The 17,409-nt window shown below is 43.2% G+C and carries 13 protein-coding genes; 1 reads left to right on the top strand and 12 read right to left on the bottom strand.

Annotation, left to right across the window (positions count from 1 at the left end; genetic code table 11):
• Nucleotides 1–287: 287 nt before the first annotated feature.
• The 6 genes from SDEN_RS15385 to SDEN_RS15410 all read right to left on the bottom strand — a co-directional run bounded on the left by SDEN_RS15385 (nt 288) and on the right by SDEN_RS15410 (nt 11,705).
• Entirely contained in the window at nt 288–953 is a 666-nt protein-coding gene (locus SDEN_RS15385; protein WP_011497384.1) for a hypothetical protein, read from the bottom strand.
• 714 nt (nt 954–1,667) lie between these two features.
• The gene (gene fusA, locus SDEN_RS15390; RefSeq protein WP_011497385.1) at nt 1,668–3,761 is read right to left on the bottom strand and encodes an elongation factor G; all 2,094 of its coding nucleotides are present in this window, start codon (nt 3,759–3,761) and stop codon (nt 1,668–1,670) included.
• A 305-nt stretch (nt 3,762–4,066) separates the two neighbouring features.
• A complete protein-coding gene (locus SDEN_RS15395) occupies nt 4,067–4,945 on the bottom strand; it encodes a transporter substrate-binding domain-containing diguanylate cyclase (RefSeq protein WP_011497386.1) in 879 nt (292 codons plus the stop codon).
• Nucleotides 4,942–6,144 carry an IS4-like element ISSde1 family transposase gene (locus SDEN_RS15400; RefSeq protein WP_011495916.1) on the bottom strand — a complete coding sequence of 401 codons (1,203 nt, stop codon included), beginning with the start codon at nt 6,142–6,144 and terminating at the stop codon, nt 4,942–4,944. The genes SDEN_RS15395 and SDEN_RS15400 overlap by 4 nt, the downstream gene beginning before the upstream one ends.
• Nucleotides 6,145–6,242: 98 nt before the next feature.
• Entirely contained in the window at nt 6,243–6,857 is a 615-nt protein-coding gene (locus tag SDEN_RS15405; protein WP_011497387.1) for a transporter substrate-binding domain-containing protein, read from the bottom strand.
• A gap of 294 nt (nt 6,858–7,151) precedes the next feature.
• Nucleotides 7,152–11,705 (bottom strand): biotin carboxylase N-terminal domain-containing protein, encoded by a 4,554-nt coding sequence (locus SDEN_RS15410; protein WP_011497388.1) that lies wholly within the window; start codon nt 11,703–11,705, stop codon nt 7,152–7,154.
• 124 nt (nt 11,706–11,829) lie between these two features.
• Here SDEN_RS15410 and SDEN_RS15415 point away from each other — a divergent pair, with 124 nt between their 5' ends.
• Nucleotides 11,830–12,741 (top strand): LysR family transcriptional regulator, encoded by a 912-nt coding sequence (locus SDEN_RS15415; protein ID WP_011497389.1) that lies wholly within the window; start codon nt 11,830–11,832, stop codon nt 12,739–12,741.
• Between the two features lie 64 nt (nt 12,742–12,805).
• Here the strand turns inward: SDEN_RS15415 and SDEN_RS15420 are convergent, their stop codons facing one another.
• From SDEN_RS15420 to SDEN_RS15445, 6 genes are all read right to left on the bottom strand, one after another.
• Entirely contained in the window at nt 12,806–13,537 is a 732-nt protein-coding gene (locus tag SDEN_RS15420) for a transporter (RefSeq protein ID WP_011497390.1), read from the bottom strand.
• Between the two features lie 211 nt (nt 13,538–13,748).
• Nucleotides 13,749–14,216 carry a hypothetical protein gene (locus SDEN_RS15425; protein ID WP_157599871.1) on the bottom strand — a complete coding sequence of 156 codons (468 nt, stop codon included), beginning with the start codon at nt 14,214–14,216 and terminating at the stop codon, nt 13,749–13,751.
• Entirely contained in the window at nt 14,176–14,889 is a 714-nt protein-coding gene (locus SDEN_RS15430) for a hypothetical protein (protein WP_011497392.1), read from the bottom strand. The genes SDEN_RS15425 and SDEN_RS15430 overlap by 41 nt, the downstream gene beginning before the upstream one ends.
• 9 nt (nt 14,890–14,898) lie before the next feature.
• The gene (locus SDEN_RS15435) at nt 14,899–15,522 is read right to left on the bottom strand and encodes a C39 family peptidase (protein ID WP_232279898.1); all 624 of its coding nucleotides are present in this window, start codon (nt 15,520–15,522) and stop codon (nt 14,899–14,901) included.
• Between the two features lie 113 nt (nt 15,523–15,635).
• Entirely contained in the window at nt 15,636–16,703 is a 1,068-nt protein-coding gene (locus SDEN_RS15440) for a hypothetical protein (RefSeq protein ID WP_011497394.1), read from the bottom strand.
• 26 nt (nt 16,704–16,729) lie between these two features.
• Nucleotides 16,730–17,362, bottom strand: coding sequence for a hypothetical protein (locus SDEN_RS15445; RefSeq protein ID WP_041405847.1), 633 nt, complete (start codon nt 17,360–17,362; stop codon nt 16,730–16,732).
• Between the last annotated feature and the right edge of the window lie 47 nt (nt 17,363–17,409).

The following is a 17,409-nucleotide window of genomic DNA, read 5'->3' on the forward strand; positions in this document are numbered from 1 at the left end:
GATATTGATTAGTGAGATCGGTAACTTTGAGGCATACCAAACCCAGTGAAACGATTTAAGAGGCCATAAGCGATCATCACTGCCATTTTTTGGCTGTCCCTATATTGAGCATCAGGGTGGTTACCAAAGGTGCCCTTATAACGCTATGTCATCATCTCTGACACATTACGCTTACCGTATTCATGTGACAGTCGCTAGGCTATTTTACCTAACTTACATCAACCATCCTAATTGCTCAATAACTGAGCGGCACAACAAAACCGTACCGCTACAGAGCTTATTTTTAACTATGGATTAGCTGGTGTACTGCGATTGTCCAATGGATGCGAGCCTCCCAAGTACTCTTCCAATGCTGTATAACCATCTTGATCTCTATCGGAGGCTGCATCCAGCGCATTGCTGTCTGAGAGGTTACGTAAGATCTCGAACCAGGCAGGCATACCATCCTGATCGAGATCCTCTTGATTAGCAAAGTTAGGAGTCAATCTAAGGGAGACTTGTTTGCTAGGCTTAGTAAAGTCAGCATTATAGTGCTCAATTTTAGCTCTTAAGGTGCTAGGCAAAACAGGCACATTAGGCGTAGTTGGATTCCATTGTTGACTGCTAGCACAGTTGAGTGTCTTGAATGCTTGAGTGCTATTGCCATCGTACAGCGAAATTTGACATGAGACACTCAATAAATCACCGTAAGAAATCGCCACCAAAGCAGCTAATTGGTCATAACCCGTAGGGTGGGAGAATGTCATCCAGGTAATTTTTCTCTGACCTTTATTAAGAAACATTGAAGTGGCTGCAGTATCTTGATAAATAGGGTTCGCACTTGTTTCAGTCTGTTGTGAGGTCAAAGTAGTGAATGTTTCTGATGTTTGACTCGCATAAACAAAGGTGGTGGACAGGCCTGCTGCGATGACTGCAGAAGCGAAAATAGAACGAGTAAATTTCAGTGTTTTCATAAAATGTTTAAGGCGTCGTTACCCGACTCAGTGCAGGTACTGAACTGCCATCCTTGGTATTGAGTGATAGCAACATCAAGCTAACAGCCACATGTTGCATAGGATTTAGTTAACGGCGAATTTCATCTCAGTTTTCATTAGCCGCAACTTAACTTAATATGTATTAAATTCAATACATTACACACTAGTTACACTATATACCTTTAGACGCTAGGTCAAGATAATTTACATCTAAAACATGAATATGCTAAATCAAGGCTTTGTTGTAGTGCTAACCCATCGAAAGGGAAACCACACTATTTTGCCTAACTAACATCAACTCTTATAATTGCTTGATAACTGAGCGACGACAAAGCCTGTTTAATACCAATCGTATTAATTATCTGGTCATTCAGCGGGAGTTCAAAGGGTATTAATCAAGGCGAAGGCTTGAAGGCATAGTGGTGCTATCTCAAAAGTCTTCAACGCAGAGAAATCCCCTTTGAAACCCGCCCTCGGGAGCGTCTCAAGCATTCCACTTCATCGTTGCATTCCTGTGCAAGAATGAGGTTTGAAAGGAATAACCCTTACTGCATTAATGCGCCTTGAATTGAAAAGCTTGAGGTGCTCTGATAGATCACATAATTAATGTGATTGGTATAAGATATAGAGAGGGTTTTAGGCATAAAAAAACCGCTGCCTAGGCAACGGTTTTTATTAGCGATGAGTTAAGAATTACTTCTTAGCTTCAGCGGCTTTACGTTCTTTAACCTGAGTAACAACTTTCTCAGAAACGCTGTTAGGACAAGCGGCATAGTGAGCGAATTCCATAGAGAATTGGCCACGACCAGAAGTCATAGTACGTAGTGTACCGATGTAACCGAACATTTCTGATAACGGTACGTCAGCCTTGATACGAACACCAGTAACGCCAGCGTTTTGATCTTTGATCATACCGCGACGACGGTTTAAGTCACCAATCACATCACCCACGTTGTCATCTGGGCTGAACACGTCAACTTTCATGATAGGCTCAAGAAGTTGTGGCTTAGCTTTAGCGATAGACTGACGGAACGCGCCTTTAGCAGCGATTTCGAACGCGATAGCTGACGAATCAACTGCGTGGAAAGCACCATCTGTAAGTTCGAATTCAACGTCTAACACTGGGAAGCCAGCGATAGTACCTGTGTTCATCATGCTACCGAAACCTTTCTGAACCGCAGGCCAGAATTCTTTAGGTACGTTACCACCAACAACTGATGATTTGAACACGAAGCCAGTGTTTGCTTCGCCAGGACGGATCTTATAGTCGATCTTACCGAACTGACCAGAACCACCAGACTGTTTCTTGTGCGTGTAGCTATCTTCAACTTCTGCAGTGATAGTTTCACGGTAAGCAACCTGTGGCTCACCTACGATTAGTTCAACACCGTAAGTACGCTTAAGGATGTCTACTTTAATGTCTAAGTGAAGCTCACCCATACCTTTAAGGATGGTTTCGCCTGAGTCTTCGTCAGTTTCTACGCGGAATGATGGATCTTCAGCGATCATCTTACCGATAGCGATACCCATTTTCTCAGAGCCGCCTTTATCTTTTGGCGCTACTGCGATAGAGATAACTGGCTCTGGGAACACCATAGCTTCTAGGGTACATGGGTGCTTAGGATCACATAGAGTGTGACCAGTTTGCACGTTCTTCATGCCTACGATAGCGATAATGTCACCAGCCTGAGCTGATTCGATTTCGATACGGTCATCTGCGTACATCTCAACCATACGGCCAACACGCTCAGATTTACCAGTGAACGAGTTAAGGATGGTATCACCCTTTTTAAGACGACCAGAGTAGATACGTACGAATGTTAATGCACCAAAACGGTCATCCATGATCTTGAATGCTAATGCTTTTAATGGCAAGTCAGCATCAACGATTGCGAATTCGCCGTTTTCAACACCTTCTTCGTCAGTAAGAGGCTGTGGATCAACTTCATCTGGCGCTGGTAAGTAATCAACAACAGCATCAAGCAGTAATTGCATGCCTTTGTTCTTGAATGCACTACCACAGTATGTTGGGAAGAAAGTCAGTGTACGAGTACCTTTACGGATACAACGCTTGATGTCTTCCATAGATGGCTCAACGCCTTCCATGTAAGATTCCAATAGATCATCGTCCTGCTCAACAGCAGCTTCGATTAGCATTTCACGGTATTCTTCAACTAAGTCGACCATGTCTGCTGGTACGTCTTTGATTTCGAAGTTTTCTGGTAAACCAGAGTCATCCCAAATGTGGGCTTTACGAGTAAGTAGGTCAACAACACCACAGAACTCGTCTTCGATACCGATTGGTAGAACCATAACCAATGGGTTAGCAGCTAATACGTCTTTAGTTTGCTTAACAACACGTAAGAAGTCAGCACCCATACGGTCTAACTTGTTTACGAAGATGATACGGGCAACTTCTGAATCGTTAGCATAACGCCAGTTAGTTTCTGACTGAGGCTCAACACCACCAGAACCACAGAATACACCAACACCACCGTCAAGCACTTTAAGTGAACGGTATACTTCAACGGTGAAGTCAACGTGTCCGGGAGTGTCGATGACGTTAAAACGGTGGTCATTCCAGAAACAGCTTACTGCAGCTGACTGAATAGTAATACCGCGCTCAGCTTCCTGTACCATGAAGTCTGTCGTAGATTCACCATCGTGAACTTCACCGATCTTGTGGATCTTACCGGTTAGCTTAAGGATACGCTCGGTGGTCGTGGTTTTACCCGCGTCAACGTGAGCGAAGATACCAATGTTTCTGTATTTGGATAATTCGGTCATGATTCAACTTTAATGATTAGTTTAAGAAGTAGACGGAGCATGCGAAAAAGAACCGACACACCGCACATCAGGTTATTAAGGCGCATATTGTAAATTGGAACCTTGCTGGGCGCAAACTGCTCTTGCAATATTTATCTATATTTAGTGAAAAAAAGGCCAAAATATGGCACATAATCATTTAAATTCAATAGAGTAAAAAATAACTGATTATTTTTCACTCTAAATGGCTTTGAGGATTTTTTTTCAGCTTTTGTAGCTATGATTTGTACATCAAGACTCAATTTGGTGATTAATCCAGCTCTAGGTTAAAAATCAACCGCTTTTGTATCGATGCAAGTTTGATTCCGGCCTCCATCTTTCGCTCGATAAAGCGCTTTATCGGCTCTGTCTAAGCACATCAAAATAGACTCGTTAGCTTCACGTTGTGCCACACCGAAGCTACAGGTGATTTTTACGCCGTCAGTGAATTGAGTTTGTTGAATTTGAATGGCTAATCTTTGACAGAGTTCACAGGCACTTTGGAGAGCTAACTTAGGGCACAATATGATAAATTCTTCACCGCCCCAGCGAGTAACAACGTCAGAGCCTCGTACTGTATTGATCAATAATTCGGCCAACTTAGCTAGCACAATATCACCCGTGTTATGGCCAAAGTTATCATTGATAAGTTTAAAATAGTCCACATCCATAATGATCAAGCACATGGGTTCAACATTATTTTCATCTTGCTTTTTGTCTATGTATTGGCTGTTGAAATAATGCCTGTTGTAGAGCTTAGTCAAAGGGTCGTGGGCTGACAGGAAGTCAAGCTGCTGATTTTTTCTCTCTAGGTTGCCCCTAAGTTCTTCGAGTTGTTTATTCTTTACTTCCAACGCTTGAGAATAAATTTTGATATTGTAATTTCGAAGCATAAGCACAAAAATTATTGCCGCTAAGATACCTAAAATTTGTATCGCGACTTGATAATCAATGTCTTCGACAACCGACACATTGTTCCATTTATTGTATATGGCTAATCGTTGCTGCTCACTAATACCTCTTAACGCATAATTTAGCCTAGGTATCAGGTGTTGTAGCTCTTGGGTTATCCCATACCTGAGCTCATCCGCAGGCCCGCCCCAACCGGCAATTTTAAGTTCGGTTAACCCTCGTTGTTTAATGTAAGTGCTGGCGGATCCCCTCATAATTTAGGTCTGCCAGCGGTATGAACCAGTTTGATATATTCGTTTAATGCCCAGTAAATTATCGATGCTTTTAGTGTGTATTTTGGCCTTCGCCGCACTTCTTTTCCTAATCTTACAACGGATAATACAGCGCGATATTTGATGCTGTTAGCTTGGAAATCCTTCTGCCAGCCAAGATGCCTCGCGGCTATGCCTATACACCACAACAGTATTTCTGCCAGCATAGCGATAAGCAACAATACATCATATCGCTTTGGACACCGACTGCGACTTTGCCTCAATCCCATGCCATATTGTGGGCTTTTTAAATCCCGAAAGGTTTCTTCAATTTGCATGCGTTTAGCATATAGCTCAACCACTTTTGCTGGATTGAAGTATTCAGGCGGTAAGTTGGTCGCCAGCAGCCACGGCTCCTTACTGCCTAAGCGATAACTCTTTTGTGCGGTGTGGTTTCGGCCCGTTTTTGAAGAGCGCTTATCTTTACGTAATTTGGACTTAGCCTTAAATAGATGTAAATGGCAGCTTAGCGGTGATTTACGTGCAAGCTGAACATTACCTATGTATTTAGCGGTTGAGTTTGCTTTTGAGTAGAGTGATTTATTTGAATGCCAAGTGGTTTGCCCGTGGTGCATAAAGCTTACATCGCCTCGCACTCTGCCAAGCCAGAACCAGCCATAGCGCTCAACTTCCCTAAACCAGGTATTGCGATAGCCTGCATCGGTGACAATCAGAGGACAACAACCTTGAGGTAAAACGTTGGCAAGTTCAGCGAGAAAAGCATTATGGCTGCGAGGTGCGTTGTAGTCCTCAAACAAGAAAGTCCGTTCATACAGAGTCACAGAGCGACCTTGAACGCTGATGGATGCGCGTAGCGTCATTATTCGAAGCTGTTCACGGACATCAGACCAATCGACGAGAATAATAGGCATAGGGTTTGCGCCACAAAGATAGCGAGCATGCCACTGATATATTGTTATTTTATCTTGAGCTAAGTGATAATTACCTAAGAGTCGGTCAATACGTTTAATGTTGTGTTTAGCTGCCACGGAGCCCGTAATATTACGACCAAGCTGAGTAAGTGATAGTTGATTACCATCGAGGAGTGACTCAGTGGCAACCATCAGAGAATTAAGTCGTTTTTGGTGTATTTGAGGGCATTGTTTTTTGATTAAATCGTGTAAGATATGGATATCACGCATGGTGTTAGATCTAGTAGGTTTTTGGCGAAATTGATTAGATCAGATAGCACCATGCGTGTCTACTAAATTGAAAATAAAAGCAATTATCAGGGGATTCCCTAGATGTAAGTGTTAACTGACAGCATGGAACCTACAAAAACATCCACATCACCCTGAGCTACTCTCTCTAAGCCTTCTTTCTCATTATCAACAAGGATTAACTTAACCTGTGGGTAATGGCGCTGAACATATTCAACTAATTGATACCCTGCTGGTATGGCTAAACTTCTATCACCGATATTCTCAAAACCTTGTAAAAAGGGCTGTGACTTTAGTGACACTAATACATTGGGAGCTTCAAAATAAATATCACTGAAGAGTAAGAATCGCTCCCTGTCTGACGTCTTATTAAGGAACGGGGTCATACCGCATTTACCTTGCTGTAAATAGGCCAAGGTTTGAGGCCAATCATCAGTGACAACCAGCTCAAATTTATAGCCAGTTTTATGTGCGACTAACTGTAAGTAATCAGCTGAGATACCAACATGTTTCCCATTAATGATTGCTTCATAGGGAAGCCAATTTGGATCAATGCAATAGGGTATGACTACTGGGGTTGAGAGCTTGGGGGATGCAGGAATAGCAAGGGCTGCTGCGCTTATGAAGAGACCCAAAAGAGCCAAAGCACTAATAAAGTGATTAATGAAACCATGACCAGTATGGGAAATATTCACCTTACTCCTTACACAAGGATAATCGCTGTTTCAAAAGAATATACTCTGTTGCGTCAATAGCAATGCTCTGTATTTATTTTGAACACCTTCCCCTTAATGATAGCTATCCAATGTTAACTGGGCCTTACCCACACATGAACTACTATAGGTGATATCAAAGCCGCTATTAGCCGGAATGCTGCCCGCGGTAATATGATGCTCAGCTTAAAAAGTAGTTAAAAAAATGCCCACCATAAGGCGGGCATTTTCTATTCTAAATGCAGTGCTAACCACTGCCCTGCACATAAGCTGGTTTTAGTTTTCTACCGGCGAAATAACAAACAATAAATCGCCTTGTGAGACCTGCTGACCGTTACTATTGAGAATACGCTCAATACGGTACTTTTGATCTTCAGGGTAAAGTACCGCGCTCTGTCTGTTAAAGCCTGCTAAGTTCACCTGAGAGAACATCTTCATAGCTTCTGTTAACGCCAATGTCTGCTCTACTGTGACTATATCGCCTTCTTTAACGAAGTCCGCTTCACCCGGTGCTGGAGAGGTGTAGAAAATGCCTGCACCTTGTGCCAATACTTTCAACTCATTACTCTCACCAACGCGTAAGGATTCAGTATCCACAGCTTCAGTGTCTGCTGCCGCTTCCATTTCGGCAATAAGAGCTGGGATATCCAGTTCAGCCATTAAGCGCGGTAAATAGTTAGTGTCATACACGCCTTCATTGAATGTGGCATCACTTAAGATCAGCTTCAATAATGGAATGTTGGTGGCAATACCACGAATAACAACACTATCTAAATAGTCATACATCTTCTTGACGACATCAGGCCTATCTTTGCCACGTATGATTATCTGTGCGATTAAGCTGTCATAATATGGCGAGACTTCTTTGCCAGAATCTGCGATAGAGATAATTTCCACATCATCACGTTCTGGTAAAATACACTCAGAAATTTTACCAGGGTTGGGGATTAGCTGCAGTATGCCATGACTATCGAGGGCCGCTTTTTCAGCAGTCACTCGCACTTCCATCGCATAACCTTGCTCGACAGGTTCAAGCTTCTCAATTGAGCGACCCGCTGCAATGTCAAACTGAGCACTCACGATATCGATACCCGATGTCGCTTCTGTTACTGGATGCTCAACTTGCAAGCGAGTGTTCATTTCCATGAAGTACACTTCATTGGCATCTAAGTTATAGATAAACTCAACGGTACCAGCCCCCATGTAATCGGTGGCATCACCAAGAGCACGGGTATATTCGAGCACTTGCTGCTTAAGCGCTTCGGGCAGCATGGTAGAACCAGACTCTTCAATGACTTTCTGGTTATTTCGCTGCACAGAGCAATCACGAATACCCAGCACTTTAGTATTGCCAAACTTATCACGCAGTAACTGCACTTCGATATGACGAAGTGATGTCACGTACTTTTCTAAGTACAAGTCGCCATTACCAAATGCGGCAGCCGCTTCGGTGGCCGTCTTTTGGAATAGGCCTATCATGTCTTCAGGACGCTTAACGACTTGAATACCTTTACCGCCACCACCTTGCACCGCTTTAAGTAACACGGGGTAGCCGATTTCTGTTGCCACATTAACCGCTTGCTCAGCATTAGTTAAAATGCCATGAGATCCTGGCACTACCGGCACATTTTGCTCTTGCGAGGTTTTAATCGCATTGGACTTGTTACCCATGGTCGTCATCGAGTGCACGCTTGGTCCAACGAAATTCACACCATTATTGACGCATAACGCCGCAAATTGTGGGCTTTCTGATAAGAAACCAATACCTGGGTGAAGTGCATCAACCTCTTCATATTCGGCCACTTTGAGGACTGAATAAGCGTTTAGATAACTCTCGTCTGAGGTGTTACCTCCAAGACATACCAGCTTATCGCCTTCTTTAAGCATATCGGCTGGCACGGCTGTCATATCTGGATCTGAGGCCACCAATACCACATTGATACCGTTATCATGGGCCTTACGGATAAGTTTAACTGCTGTACAGCCACGGGCGTGGATCAACACCTTTTTAATCGGCTTCATCAACTTGCGTGGGTCGCTTTGCACTATCTCATCAGTTTCTTCAACCACTTCAGCCGCTAAGCTAGATAAGGATTTAGCAATCACATCCTCAACTTTAAGGTTAGAAATCGGCATTAATGGATCAATACCCGCGAGCAATGAATCTAAGTTATCGCTAAATGGATTCAGCACAAGACCCGCCATGGCTCCCGGTACTTTAGACAAGTAGTTAGACAAGGTCGCCGTCGAAGGTAAATAGGCTGGCACTACCATTTGGCCGGCAAATGGCATATTTGTGCCTGACAAATAATAGGTTTGCACTAATGGATGAGTAACAAAACTTGCCTGTGCACCACCGGTACAGTCACCAAAGCCAAACATCAACACGGGTAATTCATTATCACGAATGAAACGGGTAATGCGATCATTCACTACAGCCATAGAGAATAACGCTGCGGCACCTTCTTTGGTCTGCATACCACCTGAGCTGATAAAACAAATCACAGGAAGCCTGCGCTTAGCACATTCAATTAATAGCGCACTGAACTTCTCAGCGCTGGCCATATCGAACGCACCCGCCTGGAAGGCCGTATTAGACACTGCCAAGCCCACACGTAACTTGTTGCCTTCATGAGTAAAGTCAGCAAGTCCTGTGATAAGGCCACAAGGACGGATTTTCTTGTCTATTGCATCTTCAATTGATAAACGGAAACCAGGGAAGTTCAGTAAATTAGCCGACATCTTATCGCCATCAATCTCATCGAAATGAGTAAAGAATTTGGCAATAATATTCTCCCAGCCCATGGCGCCTTTTTTCTTCTCGTCACGCAACACCTTTTGGATCAACAAATCTTGATAACCCATGGTTAAACGGTTCCAGAAATCCTTACGACGACCAATACGTACTGGATTAATCGTGCCAGTGTACTTGTCGTGATCATCTTCGCTGTCAAAATACTCGGGTAATAAACGCTCAAAGAAATACGTTAACACGACGAATAAACTATCGTTTAACTGTGGGAAACCCACGCTCTTCCACTGTTCAACACGGGTTAATAAATCGGCACGGTTCGACTGTGACATAAAATACTTAAGCCACTTGTAGAACTTGCTCTTATCTCCCGCCTGTTTGTGAGTGGATAATGCATTATCGATAGATTTGTGCAGCAGTTTATCAACCGAAGCACGGGACAGGCTTTTGGCCATCATGGCTTCTTTAGATATCGAGGCTAAATTAGCCACTACACCATCATATAATTCGTTGAAGATAAGGATATTGTGGCATTGCCAAATAAAGTCTTCACGCAATTCATCATTCACAATCACATCAAGCACTGTGAGCTGATTCAGCTCAGGCCAAGGCGCTTTTGTTTTCTCGCTGGGTAATGACTCAAGATGCTTAATCAGGCCTTTAAAGTTATTGCCTGCGTTGCTCTTCCATCTGTGATAAAGAGACCAACTCACATTAAATAACAGTGCTTTACGGGCTTTTTTATAATTCTCTTTAGGTTCACCTAAAATAAACCGAGTGATCACATTGCGCTCGGTAGAAATTTCACTTCGCTTGGCAGCAAAATGAACCCAAAGTTTATTTAATTCCTCGTCATAAACGAGTTTATCTGGATTTGAAAGCCATGCATGGAACACGCGTTCCTGCTCTTGCTTAATACGCTCAAGCAAATCACCTTCAGGCACACTTACCTTTGAAAGACGACCATACTGCTCTTGAGAAATAGAATGGATACGACTTCTTAGGGTTAAATAACGTAAATAACGGTAGGCGCTGCCGAATAAGTTATGGTGTGCAGTAGGGCTATCGGCAACCGCTAAACCAGAGTTACTCTCTAGATTTAATAATCCTTTAGAAGGATTTAAGAAGCGCTCTAAGCTGCGATCATAATGTTCACGTAAATCAGTAGACTCTCGAACAAAATTGACAGCTGCCTTTTCAACGGCTTCAATACCGCTGACAATGGCACGGCGCAGATTGTGCTGACGTTCATCGCGATCAGATGGCGAGAAATCAACAATGCCGTCGATGCAACCTGAGTGGTAGAGTTCCTCTGGAGATACGCCTACAGATTTGGCGCATTCCTGCCAAGACAGGTTGTATTTACGTGCGATGCTCTGTAATCCCTGAGGCTGGATGGTATTAAAAATACCGTCACGTAAAGACAATAGAATGTTTGCCGCCGCTAAAGGGATGGCGCCACCAGAATAGCCAGCACCGATAACGATACCCACGGTTGGCACGTCGACGTTGGCAGATTCTGCGATCGCCTTAGAAATACTATGAGCCTGATTTTGACTGTTCGCTATCTCACCCGCGTCCGCCCCTGGGGTATCAATAAGATACACTATAGGCATAGACAATTCTGCGAAGTGACGAATCGCTTTACAGCAGGCGATATGATGCTCTGGCATCCAGGCACCATTGGCAGTGGTACGCTCTTGAGCAATGAAGCCAACTCTGCGGGTACGAGAGCCGAAATTAAGCTCAACTTCAGCACGATAAAAAGGCCCTAGGTGGATTTCACTTATGAGCTTACCTTTTAAATCGGCAATGATACGTTTAGCGCCTGGTCGGCTCTTATCTTGTGTCGGTTGGATCACTTTATTGACATAACCGTCTACATCTAATGCAGCTAAACTTTTTAAGTTTACTTGAATAGCATCATCAGATAACAAACCTTTAATTTCTTCAGCCAAACTTTGTTTGCTGTGAGCAGGAAATAAAGAAAAATCTTTTGCCAGATGCTCAGCTTGTAAAAAAAGTGGATCTGGGCTTGGTACTTGAGTCATGTGTTTGGGCTGTTTTTTGCTGGTCATCTGTTGATCCTCTGCGTCGATAGCCTCTGAAATTTTTAGTCGGTAAATATAACTTTGTTAATAGGCTAATTACCATTAAACTAGCTTGGACGCTATGTTCCATAAATGAGACAATGAGGCGAGAATGCCAGATTTGAACGGTATGATGCTGTTTGCAGCGGTAGTAAGGGCTAAGGGTTTCTCTCAAGCGGCTCGAGAGGTCGGACAACCTAAGTCGACCATTAGTCGAAAAGTTGCTCAACTTGAGGAGCAATTAGGGGTCCGATTACTGCAAAGAGACACTCGAAATATCAGCCTAACGCAAGTAGGTGCACTATTTTTTCAACATTGTGATTCAATCAGCCAAGAAATAGAAGCTGCAAAAGCCATTATAGAAAACACTCACAACGATATTTCAGGCGCACTCAGAGTCGCCATTCCAGTGTCATTTTCCCAAGATGTTATTGCCAGTCTGTGCAGCAACTTTATGCGACTTTATCCCAATATCGAGCTTGATATTCAGTTTACCGATAATGATGTCGGTTTAGTGGGTGAAGGTTATGATATCGCCATCAAGTACGGTCCACTGCAATCATCGGACTTAGTCGCTAAGTTATTATTCGAGCGCCAACCCATTCTTGTGGCCAGCCCAAGTTACATTAAAAATCACGGTACTCCCGCGACACCCCAAGAGCTTGCACAACACAATGGCATTCTTTTAGGCACCACACTTTCAGCCCCCATTTGGCCACTGGGCAAAGGGGGGCGAAAAACCATGGCTACATTTAACCGCAAAGTCAGGGTGAATAGTGCCAGCATGGTAAAACGCTTAGCGATTGATGCCTATGGTATAGCCATGCTATCTAATACCAGTTGCAAGCAGGAACTCGCTTCAGGCGCCCTAGTGCCCATATTGCAGGAATGGCCGATGGAGCCGTTCAAAGTGTATGGGGTATATTCCAGTAGAAGGCAACTCGCTACTAACATCAGTGCATTTTTAGAGTTTTTCGCTAAACGCTACGGTAGCCAAGAGTCATTACAATCTATGATGAGCTAACAGAGCCCTCTGTAAATGGGCACAAGTGAATAAAAAACCACTCATTAAGAGTGGTTTCAAAATATTAAAAACGGTACGGAAAGCGCAAACTAATCTGATAATCAGGAGAGTCTTCGGTTAAGCCCGCACCAATAGATGTCACCATAGACAAGTTTTCAGACAAGGCTATCGTTGCACCTATGCCAAGACTTGCCGTATTAGTGTCTGTGCGGGGGATTTTCTCCCACGGCCCACCTAATGGTTGTTGCTTAGTTTTAGTATAAAATCTTTGGTTAAAACTCATCGCAAGGCTCATTCTTTCTGATACCGCAAATGCGAGCCCTAAGCTGTAATCCAAATAATCACCCAAATCAATTTTTCCCGGACTCAGACCTGGATTTCCCGATAAATCATCAAACTCCTCTTCTCGAGTCCAGCCATAGTTAAGATTAAAAAAGACGATGGCAGGGTCGAATGTTTTTGCCAAGCTAAAACCAGTCGATGCACCCCAGACTCCAGAACCTGTAGCCACTTCTGTAGGATAAGTTAAATTACCAAATTCAGAGGTTTCTAACGCGATACCAAAAGGATCTTTACCCGTTGGCGCTCTTAGGCGTAGATTCCATACCCAGTCAGGCCAATCGTTTGATTCTGCATTAATCCGATAATAGACAGCTGCACTCACGTCGCCAATGCCGCCACCATCAACTTGGGCGGTTTCATATCGTTGGCTAGAATTTCCTTCACCAACGGAATCATATTGGGTCCAGCGAAACATGTAAGGCACACCGATTTCAAACTGCCAATCTTGATTCAAAGTATAGCGAGTGGTGAGATCGATCTGAGTAGTATTGGTTCTGACACGATCTAAATTTAAATTGCCTAAAAAAATAGCATCTAATGCTAAAAAGCCCCTTAAAATAAGATCCTTTCGGCTGTAATAACTGTAAGTAAAGGAAGGCTCTATGGTGAGTTTACGAGTGAAGACATTGTGTGTTTCTTGCAGTAAGTCATCCGTACTGCGAGCCCTATCGGGGGCTTTTTTGCGCCCTTCTTGATTGGTTGTAACTTGTTGTTTTTTTTGAAACCTCCGAAGCAGGAACTGACGAGGGTCTCTCTATATTCTCATTTGAGGCGACAGCTGTCTCTCGAGTCTGCTGTGGTTTCGAACCAGATTGTAATTGCGCTTCTTGCTTTAGCACTTGCTGGGCCATCTGATTAATGGCCTGCTGCTGACTTTTTAACTGTTTATTTAATATAATGAGTTTTTGCTTTAACGCATTGAGCTCTTGTTCTGAGATTTGGCTTTTTGCCTGTTGGCTAACTTGAGTTTCCGGCAATTGATTTTTTTGAGTAAGCGTTTCTGCGACTGCACTCTGGATAACTAACATACCAGGTAGTAGAACAACAGTCACAGAGGTCCATTTCATATTCATAAATACAGATCCTTGGTCATTAAAATCCAATGGTTCGTAAATCACGGATTTGTCTGCCAAGTAAACTCGAACTTAAGGTCCCGACAGACATCCCATCGTACCTAATTGTAGACTGATTTATGACACCGTGATTAATTCCTTCAATTGCAATGCTTTGTAATAATTGACCATTTCCTTGGCCATAATTCACGCCTTGAGTTGCTTGCCCCGACGCTAGGTTAACTTGATAACCTAAAGAACCAGTATTAGCAGAGAACACGCTAGTGCCGTTGCTGCTAATCAGGCTAGTGCCTAATGACAGGGTAACGCCATTAGTCAGTGAGTCCAATCGACCTTGAGACAGGGTTAAATCGTTCACTGCTAAGTTAGTGTCTCCTGCAATCTGGATCCTTTGTTGAAGCCCAACTGACTGCCCAAGTGCATCTAACTCAACCACTTGAGAATTATCAATCTGTCCAGCTTCACTGACATTAATAACAATGGAAGGCTGATTATTAATCCTAGTAAATTCGACTTGCATACTGACCTGATCTTGAATTCCATTATCTTGAATAAATTGAGTTTGCATTTGAAGGCCGAAATAATAGTCTTGACCATTATCTGTAAATTTCCCCTTCATAGCATCAAGCTCGACATCATTAAGTATCTGGCTGCCTTGCAACACAGATAAAGACGGAAGGTCTGCGGCAACCGGAGTAGCAAGCCCAATGAGAAGTATCATAGTAAGTTTCATATTTGCCTCCTAGAGCATATCCGAATATGAAAAACCGAATTCCAACAGCTCAGCATCAGTCATAGGGGCGAAGGGGGCCAAAGCGCGATAACTTAACCTAGCTCTAGGGTGCAAGAGCGGATTTTCTCTTTGATAATCGTTACCTATCACCACAAACACCACACCATTCCATTTAGCCATAAAATCTTCCATAGTGATTATCCTGTTTCCTAACGCTGGATCGCCTAAATATATTTCTCCAGCCTCATGACGACGAAACACCACAAAATGGCTGTAACCACCATCATCAAGTAAGACGATTGCAGGGATTTTGAGTAAAGCAATTTCAGCTTCACCTACTTTATAGCCCCGACCTCTATAACCACTTGCCTGCAGATAGCGCTTCATATTGAGAAGTGAGAAACCTTGCTCTTTAACTAAGTCAATATTGGCATGCTTAAGCATACCTATTAATACTTGCTGCTCTGTAATGTCACCTTGGCCATAACCGTATTTAAGAACACTTGCAAGGCTTGCTGCACCACAGGAAAAATCTGTTTTTTGCTCAATCACATGTTCAAACTTGCGTTCCCGTATGCTTTGTATTGATTTAGTGTAAGTCCCCATACCAGGCACCAAGCCTGTTAATGACACCTCGGCAGCTGTGGAATTCGAAGCAAATAAAAGAATGACTAAACATAAAAAAAGTCTCATACAATGAAATCAGGGGGTTGCCCCCCTGCCTTATTTCATGAAGGGTTTAAAGATTAAGGTTCAATAACATCAGATGCTGCGGTAATACTTGTCAGTGCTAGATTGTTAGACTGTAAGTTACCTGTACCACTTGCCATATTCACCCCAATATTACCCGCTGAGTTTTGGAAAGCTGTACCCGCAAGCAAGGTTGAATTGTTGGTTTTTTGAGCCACTGTTTGAATAAAGAATGGCAATGCGCCACTGACGGTACCCGCTAAATCCAGCTCACCTTCTTCATTAAAGGTCATAACTGAGCTACCCGTTGGATTTTCAGTATCAAAATCGATATGACCCTGAACTGTGCCATCACCTGAATTATGACCGCCGTCACCTTCTAAAATGACTTGTGGATAGTAAGGTTCAGCTAAGCCTGAGCTACCGTCATAGCTACCATCGGCATTCAGCGCTAAATTAATATTAATAAATTCAACCGAATCTTCTACTACACTCATGTTCATAGTGCCGTTATGACCCGTTTGCTGTACGTTTGATACGCTAGCTTCACCCAAGGCGCCACTGTAAGCTGATGCAGCCATGTTATTGGCTTGTAAATTGTTGTTGCCTGCCGCGATATTCACACCAATGTTACCCGTGGCATTCATGAAGGAAGCGCCATCGATTGTCGCAGTATTCGTTGACGCTTCATTCCAGACACCATTAAAGCCGCCTACTTGTGTGCTGAAAATTTCCGCATCACCTGAACCAAATGCAAAATTGGCGTCAATAGAAGCTAAGGCTGCCGAGTTAGTTTGGGCATTAAAGTCACCAGAAGCTTGGTTCACACCAATATTACCGCTGGCATTTTCGAAGGCATTATCCGTAATGTGTGCATCATTATCATGATAATAATTACCCACTTCATTCATGCTCGATTCCTGCACGTTCTCAACCACGGCCATACCTAAACCGCTGACATTAATGTTGCCGTTAATTGTTACTGTACCTTCATAGTCCAGTGTTTTAGTGACTTTCACTTTTTTATCTAAATCGACACTGCTGTCTGATTCTGTCATTCCATCTGCATAGGCTGAACTACTCATAATTGCTGCAATACTAAGTGCTAGAGTGAGTTTTTTCATCTTCCATTCCTCCATTCGGATGATTATTAATTCCCGCTGGGAAGTTGTAGCGAGAATTGGTTTACGGCGATGTTTCCATCCCCAGAAATCTGATTAACTTGCATCACGCCCTGTGCATCCAAAAAACTGTCTGGTGCTATGTCGGCATGATATTGAGATGTTTGAAACGAGGGCACTGACTGACTCGATACTTGGGTTAAGGCATCATCACTAAGGCCTAAACCAGCTATAGAAGCTAAGGCTATACTGCCTAAGTTGGTTTGGATGTTATTCTGACCACTAACTTGATTGATACTTGCTAAACCTTGGAAGTTTGCAAAGGCTTGGCTGTCGATAAATGACACGTGTAATTCGTCATCATCTAGCATGGCCTGAAATTCCACAGCATTAGAAAATGCCGCTAAGGGATGTAGATCATTTTTTTGAATTGATTCGATTGAAGTGCTTTGACCAAATACATGGCTATTAGATTGAATATTATGATCGCCAGAAGCCTGGTTAACTGCGGCTCGACCTGCGCCTTGCATAACTTTAGAACTTATAACGCTGGTCTGATCCGCACTAAGCGTCATGGGAGCAACCAAAAGGCTCAGCATAAAGGCACGCAATACCGGCGCTGAGCCAAGCCTTAATCTAAACATCCTAGTTACCATATTCATAACACAATCCATTCTGTAAATGACACTAGGTATTAGCAACCCTTATG

Source organism: Shewanella denitrificans OS217 (genome assembly GCF_000013765.1).
GTDB lineage: Bacteria > Pseudomonadota > Gammaproteobacteria > Enterobacterales > Shewanellaceae > Shewanella > Shewanella denitrificans.

Excerpts from the sequence above, each read along its gene's own strand:
- SDEN_RS15385 (WP_011497384.1), bottom strand. The coding sequence starts at position 953 with ATGAAAACACTGAAATTTACTCGTTCTATTTTCGCTTCTGCAGTCATC.
- fusA (WP_011497385.1), bottom strand. The coding sequence starts at position 3,761 with ATGACCGAATTATCCAAATACAGAAACATTGGTATCTTCGCTCACGTT.
- SDEN_RS15395 (WP_011497386.1), bottom strand. The coding sequence starts at position 4,945 with ATGAGGGGATCCGCCAGCACTTACATTAAACAACGAGGGTTAACCGAA.
- SDEN_RS15400 (WP_011495916.1), bottom strand. The coding sequence starts at position 6,144 with ATGCGTGATATCCATATCTTACACGATTTAATCAAAAAACAATGCCCT.
- SDEN_RS15410 (WP_011497388.1), bottom strand. The coding sequence starts at position 11,705 with ATGACCAGCAAAAAACAGCCCAAACACATGACTCAAGTACCAAGCCCA.
- SDEN_RS15415 (WP_011497389.1), top strand. The coding sequence starts at position 11,830 with ATGCCAGATTTGAACGGTATGATGCTGTTTGCAGCGGTAGTAAGGGCT.
- SDEN_RS15430 (WP_011497392.1), bottom strand. The coding sequence starts at position 14,889 with ATGAAACTTACTATGATACTTCTCATTGGGCTTGCTACTCCGGTTGCC.
- SDEN_RS15440 (WP_011497394.1), bottom strand. The coding sequence starts at position 16,703 with ATGAAAAAACTCACTCTAGCACTTAGTATTGCAGCAATTATGAGTAGT.
- SDEN_RS15445 (WP_041405847.1), bottom strand. The coding sequence starts at position 17,362 with ATGAATATGGTAACTAGGATGTTTAGATTAAGGCTTGGCTCAGCGCCG.